The sequence below is a fragment of the Corallococcus interemptor genome (genome assembly GCF_003668875.1).
Lineage (GTDB): Bacteria > Myxococcota > Myxococcia > Myxococcales > Myxococcaceae > Corallococcus > Corallococcus interemptor.
The window spans coordinates 60,353-68,072 of sequence record NZ_RAWM01000012.1 but is presented as its reverse complement, the minus strand read 5'-3'; the positions used below and the strand labels follow the sequence as shown (position 1 = coordinate 68,072).

Sequence of the window (7,720 nt, the reverse complement as noted above, 5' to 3'; positions counted from 1 at the left end):
GGAAGGACCCATCTGGAAGGCCGGAGCACATGACACGGGCTTCAGTGGGCCGACTTCCTGTGCGGAACGCACCCACAACGTGCGTGGCACAGGCGCCCTTGAAATGTGTCCGGGGGAACAGAACTGGATACGAGAATACCACCAGGACCCGGTTCTACCGAACTTGAACAATTTGCTCGAATCGCTCAAATTCGCCTGTCAGCTCAGCTTCCTGGTCTTCAGCACGCGCCCTGTCCTGCCTTGACTCCGCGACTTCCACGCTCGGAATCGCCTGGAGCTTGAGCAGGGCGTGGGTGCCTCCCCGATCGCCCGAACTCCCATGACCGCTCCCCTGTATCGCCTCGCGGACGCCACCCTCGTTGAACCGCTCGTCCAGGACTTCCAGGCCTGGTGGATGACGGTGGCCCCCATGCCCGCGAGCCTGCATCTGCAGGCCTACCTGCTGCCGCTCATCAAGGCCTACCTGCAGACGCCGGACTTCCACGCGAAGGCGGCGAAGGACCCGGAGCTCAGCGGCAGCTCGTTCGTGGGCATCGCGCCGGAGCGCGCGGAAGAGGTGCGGGCGCTCATGCAGCGGATGACGGCCGCGCAGGAGGACAACATCAAGCTGGCGGAGGCGTTCGACGAGTTCCAGACGCAGCTGCTGGCGGAGGCCAAGGGCCAGTCCCTGGAGCCGCTGTACGCGCGCCTTCCGGAGCCGCTCAAGGGCGTGGTGGAGCTGGTCTACGACTACGTGAACCGCCCCTCCATGCGCGTGCACGAGGGCCTGCTGTACCGCGGCCGCCACTACAAGTCGGACCTCCAGTCCATGCGGCTCCGCCGGCTGAAGGCGGACGCGGAGCGCGACTCGCTGCTCACCACGCCGCGCCTGATGGAGGCGGGGCAGCTGGACTGGAAGGTGCCCTTCCACGACGAGCGCCTGGACAAGCTGTTCAGCCTGGACCTGCAGCCCCAGCCGCTGGAGTGGATCCGCGACGTGCTGGGCGACGCGGTGAAGTCCGACGCGGACCTGATGCCGCTGCTCACGGAGGCGCCGCAGACGCTCCCCGAGACGTGGAACGGGCCGGGCGTGCGCATCCGCTACGTGGGCCACGCGTGCGTGCTGGTGGAGTGGAAGGGCACGTCCATCCTCATCGACGCGGTGGTGCCGGTGCGCCCGGAGAAGGTGGCGGTCCCGCTGGAGCGCATGTCCTTCGCGGACCTGCCCCGCCGCATCGACTACGTGGTCATCACCCACAGCCACCCGGACCACCTGGACATCGAGACGCTGCTGCGGCTGCGCCACCGCATTGGCACGCTGATGGTGCCTCGCTCGAGCGGCGCCCTGGCGGGTGACTACTCGCCCCGGCTGTTGGGCAAGGCGCTCGGCTTCAAGAACGTGCTGGAGCCCTACTTCTACGAGTCCCTGCCCATCCCGGACGGGGAGATCATCGCCGCGCCGTTCATGGGCGAGCACGGCGACGTGGCCCACGCCAAGACGGCGTGGATCATCCGCACGGGCGAGGAGCGGCTGTTCTTCGCGGCCGACTCCATGTGCGTGGACGAGACGACGTACCGCGACCTGCGCAGCACGGTGGGCGACCTGCACACGGTCTTCATGAACACGGAGATCGTCGGCGCGCCGCACACGTGGATGCTGGAGGGCTTCTTCCCCAAGAAGCGCGACCGCAAGCTGGAGAAGAACCGCCGCTGCCGCGGCAGCAACTCCACCGAAGGCCTGCGCCTCCTGGAGCTCGTGGGCGCGAAGCGGCTCTTCAACTACGCCATGGGCCTGGAGCCCTGGATGGAGCACATCATCGGGCCCGCCGCCACGCCGGAGACGCCCCGCATGAAGGAGTCCGATCTGCTCCTCACCACCGCCCGCGAGCGCGGCCTCCAGGCCGAACGACTCCAGGGCGCGCGCGAGGTCCACCTGAAGAGCTAGAAGCCGGTATGCTCCGGAACATGCGGAATCCCCGGAAAGAAACCCTCGCGTTCATCGCGGTGACGCTGGCGGTGAGCTGGACGATGGGCGTCCTGTTCATCATGGGCGGCGAGACGCGCGAGGACGTGTGGCTGATGCGCTGGATGATGTGCGTGCCCGGCATCGCCGGCCTCGGGTGTTCGTGGTTCTTCCGTCGCGAAGCGCCGTCCGCGGTGGGCTTCGCGTTCCCCGGCTGGAAGTGGTGGTTCCTGGGGCTGGCGCTGCCGCTGGCGTACGGCGCCGTCATCACGCCGCTGGCCTACGCGATCCGGTTCGCCACCGGGGACGCGTCCTTCATCACGTACCAGCCGGAGCTGCTCAAGGGCCCGTTCGGAGTGACGGGCCTGGCGACGGTGCCGGTGATGATCCTCCTGTTCTGGGCCATGACGGTGACGTGGTGGCTGGCCGCCGCGTCCGTGCGCTGGCGCTGGGTGGAGAAGCTGGGCGCGAAGCTGCCCGAGCGCTGGCGCTGGCTGCGCTACGGCCTGGCGGCGCTGGTGTGGGCGCCCGTCGTGGGCTTCGGCGTCCCCAGCGAGCTGGGTGAGGAGGTGGGCTGGCGCGGGACGCTGGTGCGCTGGTGGATGCACCGGCCGGCGCTGGCCGCGGCCATCACCATGCCGGTGTGGGCCGCGTTCCACCTGCCCCTCATCTTCTCCAAGGCGCAGCGCGGGCACGTGGGGCAGAACGTGACGTTCCTGCTGTCCATCGCCGTGGCCGCGGTGGTGTTCGCGCAGCTGTACATGGCGTCGCGCTCCATCTGGCCGCCCGCCCTCTTCCACATCAGCTGGAACCTCATCAACCCGCAGCTCTTCGGCAGCGTCTACAACGGCCGGCCGGGGCTCTTCGGCGGTCAGGTCTGGGTCTTCAACGGCGAGGGCGTCTTCGGCCTCTTGCTCCACGGGCTGGTGGCCGTGTGGCTCTTCCGCCACTGGCGCCGGAGCGCCCGGAGCGCGGAGAACGCGGTGATTCCGGAGTCGTCCGCCTCGCCTGCTTGAGAGGCCTTGCGGCCCGGCGAGCGGCGGCTTTTCCGCATGTGACATCCCGGGTGGGGTCCAGTTACTCTGCCGCGCGAGATGACTCCTGCCGTCCGGGCCGACATGGAAGCACGTGCCGACCGCGCCCTGCGGCGGGGGGAGCTGGCGGAGGCGTTCGAGCTCTTCGAGCACCTCCTCGCCGCCTTCCCGAGCGAGCAGGCCCTGGCCCTCAAGGTCGCCCACCTGCGTGACAGCCTCCAGCCGGAGGAGCTGCAGCACCTGAAGAACCGCGTGCGCGAGCCCCAGCACCTCCCGCTGGGCCCCGCCTCCCCCATGCAGGAGGGCGAGCGCCTCTTCACGCTGGGTGACTACGTGGGCGCCGCCGCCGCGTACCGCCGGGCCCTGCAGGAGCGCCCCGGCAACCAGCTGGTGCTGGAGCGGCTGGAGGAGCTGTACCGGATGGCCCGCGAGATGCCCGTGCAGTCCCCCACGGACCGCGCCCTTCCCGCGAAGAAGGAGGACCGGCTCCAGGCCCTCCTGGACCGGCTGGCCTCCCGGCGTCGCCTCAAGCGCGACTGAGGGGCGGCCCCCTGAGTCCTTGCGAGCGCGGATCCGACGTCACAGCTGATTGATGCGTTGCACCCCCCTGGGGTGGCACCTACAATCCGCACCGACGTTGCTGTCATAGTGTCGCCCGTTCCCACTGACACCCGCGTCCCACTTTCCTCGCTCCTATGGCTCGACCTCTTCGACTCGGCGTCCTCACCGGCGGTGGTGATTGCCCGGGACTCAACGCGCTCATCCGGGGCCTCGTGCGACGGGGCGTGCACGAGTTCGGCCATTCGTTCGTGGGCATCGAGAACGGCTACATGGGCCTGGTGGAGCCGGAGCTCGTCCGCCCGCTCGGTGTGGAGGACACGCGCGGCATCCTGCCCAAGGGCGGCACCATCCTGGGCACGTCCAACAAGGCCAACCCGTTCAGCTACGCGGTGCGTGAGGGCGACGGCTGGGTGGAGAAGGACGTGTCGGATCAGGTCGTGCGCCGCTGCGAGGAGTTGCGGCTGGACGGGCTGGTGGCCATTGGCGGGGACGGCACGCTTTCCATCGCGCACCAGCTGGCCGGCAAGGGCCTGAAGGTCGTCGGTTGCCCGAAGACCATCGACAACGACCTGTCCGGGACGGACCAGACCTTCGGGTTCGACACCGCGCGGCTCATCGTCACGGAGGCTTTGGACCGGCTGCACTCCACCGCGGAGGCGCATGACCGCGTGATGGTGGTGGAGATCATGGGCCGCCACGCGGGCTTCCTCACGCTGGAGAGCGGCATCGCCGGCGGCGCGGACCTCATCCTCATCCCGGAGATTCCGTACCGGGTGGAGTCCCTGCTGGAGACGCTGAAGCGCCGGGCCACGCGGCGGCGCAGCTTCTCCATCATCGCCATCTCCGAAGGCGCGTATCCGGAGGGCGGCGCGCTGTCCGTGCTGGCGGAGGCCGCGGACATCCCGGGGCGCGGCGTGGTGCGGCTGGGCGGCTCCGGCAAGGTGTGCGCGGACCTGCTGGCGCGGCACATCGACGCGGAGATCCGCGTGACGGTGCTGGGCCACCTGCAGCGCGGCGGCAGCCCCAGCGCGGCGGACCGGGTGCTGGCCACGCGCTACGGCTGCAAGGTGCTGGACCTGGTGCGGGACGGCCAGTGGGGCCACATGGTGGCGCTGAGGAACAACGACGTCGTCGCCGTGCCGCTGAGTGAGTCTCGCAAGGAGCGCCGCGTGGACGTCCAGGGAGACCTGGTGCGCTTCGCGCGGAGCATGGGCATCGGGTTCGGGGACTGAGGGGAGAGCGCGCACCGCACGCCATGACGCTCGTCGGCCGCCATATCGGTCGCTATCGCATCCTGGAGGAGCTGGGCTCCGGGGGCATGAGCGTCGTGTACAAGGGCCTGGACACGGCCCTGGACCGCGAGGTCGCGGTGAAGGTGCTGCACCCGCACCTGGCCGGCAAGGACGAGTCGCGCCGCCGCCTGGCGCGCGAGGCCCGCGCGGTGGCGAAGCTGCACCACCCCAACATCCTGGAGGTCTTCGACTTCTCCTCCGCGGAGGCGCACGACGCCTTCATCGTCACGGAGTACATCCGCGGCCGGACGCTCAAGACGTACCTGGATGAAGGCCCGCTGGAGCCGCCGGAGCTGGCGGCGATGATCATCCACGAGCTGGCGGCGGCGCTGGCGCACGCGCACGAGGCGGGCGTCATCCACCGCGACCTGAAGCCGGAGAACGTCATGGTGCGCGAGGACGGGGTCCTCAAGCTCATGGACTTCGGCATCGCGCGGCTTTTGGACATCGAGGACCGGATGACGGTGACGGGCGCGCTGGTGGGCTCGCCCGCGCACATGTCGCCGGAGATCATCGAGGGCATGGAGGCCGGCCCCGAGGCGGACGTCTTCAGCCTGGGGATCATGTTCTACGCGCTGATGACGGGCCGGCTGCCGTTCACCGCGTCCAACACCACCGCGACGCTCAAGCGCATCCTGGACGGGGCCTACGAGGACCCCCGCCGCCGCGTGCCCACGCTGTCGGACGAGCTGGCGGAGATCTGCGCCACGTGCCTCCAGCGCGACCCGGCGCGGCGCTACCCCAACGCGGGCAAGCTGCGCGACGCGCTGGCGGACGCGCTCGCGGGGCTGGGCTTCTCCCGCGTGGGTGAAGAGCTGATCTCGTTCTTCGCGGATCCGCCGTCGTACCAGCGGCTCGCGCGCCAGCGCATCGTGGCGGCGCTGCTGGAGCGAGGGGAGCGGCAGCTCGCGGAGAAGCGGACGCCGCGCGCGCTGGCGTGCCTCAACCACGTGCTCGCGCTGGACGCGACGAACGAGCGCGCCCTGGGGCTGCTCAAGAGCATCCAGCGTCAGCAGCGGCGGCGCACCTGGCGCAAGCGCGGCATCCGCGCGGGCATTGGGGCGGGCGTGGCGCTGGCCCTGGGGCTGGGTGGCTGGCAGGTGTACCGGATGAACGCGCACGCGCCCGAGACGCCGACAGTGGAAGCGACGGCTCCGCGTGTGCAGGACCCCGGCACGAAGCCCGCGCAGGTTCCGGACAGTCCTCCCAAGGTCTCCCCTCCTCCCGCTGACACCACCACTCCGGTCCCGGTCGAGGCCGCTCCCACGGGCCCGCGTCCCGCCGGCGCGCAAGGCATGGGCGGCACCGGGACGTCCACGCCGGTCCGGGAGACCGACACGCCTCCGCGTCCGGAGCGCACGCCGTCGCGGCCGCCCCTGGTGGTCGCCAGCGTGGAGCCGCAGGACGACGCCAGGCACGCCCGCACCGGCAAGGTCCCCGTGTCCATCCTCGTGCGTCCGTACGGCTCCATCCGCGTGGATGACGGGCCCGCAGGCACGCAGCAGCTCTCGCAGCACGACGTGCACCTGACCCCGGGCCCGCACACCATCACCGTCTCCTGCGGCTACTGCGAGGACGCCACGGAGACCATCGACGTGAGGCCGGACCGGGAGAACGTCTTCCGCCTGCGCGCGCTCTTGAAGGCCTCGCAGCTCTCCATGGACTACCAGCCGCAGGACGCCACCGTGCGCGTGGGCGACGTGGAGCGCACCGCGCACGACAGCCTCCAGCACCCCTTCGACATCCGCTCCCCGCGCGGCCCCGCCAGCTTCCAGCACCGCGTGGAGGTGGAGATCTCCTCCCCCGGCTACAAGACGGAGAAGCGCGTCGTGCTGCTGGAGCCCGGCAAGCCCACCACCCTGCGCGGGAGCCTGGCGCCCGAATGAGCCGCGGTCCGCTGCTACTCGCCTGTCTCCTGCTGGCCCTGCTGGGCCCCGCGTCCGCGCGCGCCCAGACGGGCATTGGCGCGGATCCGGAGGTCGCGGCCCTGCGCTCGTCGTTCGAGTACGGCAAGTACGCGGAGGTGCTGGAGCGCGCCGGTCAGCGCATCGACCGGGGCGACCTGCCGGAAGAGGACCTGGTGGAGTTGCACAAGCTCGCGGGCCTGTCCGCCTTCAACCTCAACAAGACGGACGACGCCGAGCGCCACCTGCGCGCCGTGCTCCGGTTGGACCCGGACTTCAGCCTGGACCCCTTCGTCGTCCCGCCCCCGGCCGTCGCCTACTTCGAGGACCTGAAGAACCAGATGTCCGGCGAGCGCGACTTCCTCCGCCAGGAGCAGCGCCTGCGCCTGGAGCGAGAGAAGGCCGAACAGGAGCGCCGTGAACAGGAGCGCGTCGCGCTGGAGACGCAGCGCCGCCGCGCGGAGGAACTGGCCCGTCAGGTCACCGTGCGCACCGTGGAGAAGCGCAACTTCCTGGTCAACTTCGTCCCCTTCGGGGCCGGCCAGTTCCAGCAGGGCCGCAACGGCATGGGCATCGCCTTCGCCGCCACCGAGGGCGTGATGGCCATCACCAGCATCATCGCGTTCTTCGCGTACGACTCTCTCTTCGAGGAGCGCTTCATCAACCTGGACAACGTGCTGGACGAGGACGGCCGCGCGTCCATCCCGGTGCGCTTCATCCCCACGGACCGCGCCCGGCAGGCGGACACCTGGCAGTTCCTCCGGCTCGCGTCCGCGACCGGCTTCTACACCGTCTACGCCCTGGGCGTGGTGGACGCCGTCTACCACCACGAGGACCAGGTGGTGACCAGCACCACCGTCGAGTCCCGCCCCGAACCGAAGCCCTCTCCCTCCGTCTCCCAGGCCGCGTCGCCACGCATGCGGCTGTACTCCACCCGCGGTGGACTGGGCGCCGGCTTCTCCCTCACGTTCTAGTCACCCGAAGAGC

The 7,720-nt window shown here is 70.3% G+C and carries 6 protein-coding genes; all 6 read left to right on the top strand.

Features of this window, described 5'->3' with window-relative positions; all coding sequences use genetic code 11:
• Positions 1–319: 319 nt before the first annotated feature.
• The gene (locus D7X96_RS07100) at positions 320–1,924 is read left to right on the top strand and encodes an MBL fold metallo-hydrolase (protein WP_121722394.1); all 1,605 of its coding nucleotides are present in this window, start codon (positions 320–322) and stop codon (positions 1,922–1,924) included.
• Between the two features lie 20 nt (positions 1,925–1,944).
• Positions 1,945–2,958, top strand: a complete 1,014-nt coding sequence (locus D7X96_RS07095) for a CPBP family intramembrane glutamic endopeptidase (RefSeq protein WP_158626559.1) — start codon at positions 1,945–1,947, stop codon at positions 2,956–2,958.
• A 78-nt stretch (positions 2,959–3,036) separates the two neighbouring features.
• A complete protein-coding gene (locus tag D7X96_RS07090) occupies positions 3,037–3,516 on the top strand; it encodes a hypothetical protein (protein ID WP_120547547.1) in 480 nt (159 codons plus the stop codon).
• Between the two features lie 155 nt (positions 3,517–3,671).
• Complete coding sequence (locus tag D7X96_RS07085; RefSeq protein ID WP_120547546.1) at positions 3,672–4,769, top strand: 6-phosphofructokinase; 1,098 nt, start codon at positions 3,672–3,674, stop codon at positions 4,767–4,769.
• Between the two features lie 23 nt (positions 4,770–4,792).
• Positions 4,793–6,715, top strand: a complete 1,923-nt coding sequence (locus D7X96_RS07080) for a serine/threonine-protein kinase (protein ID WP_121769309.1) — start codon at positions 4,793–4,795, stop codon at positions 6,713–6,715.
• Positions 6,712–7,707 (top strand): hypothetical protein, encoded by a 996-nt coding sequence (locus D7X96_RS07075; protein ID WP_120547544.1) that lies wholly within the window; start codon positions 6,712–6,714, stop codon positions 7,705–7,707. Before D7X96_RS07080 ends, D7X96_RS07075 begins: the two co-directional genes overlap by 4 nt.
• The last annotated feature ends 13 nt before the right edge of the window (positions 7,708–7,720 follow it).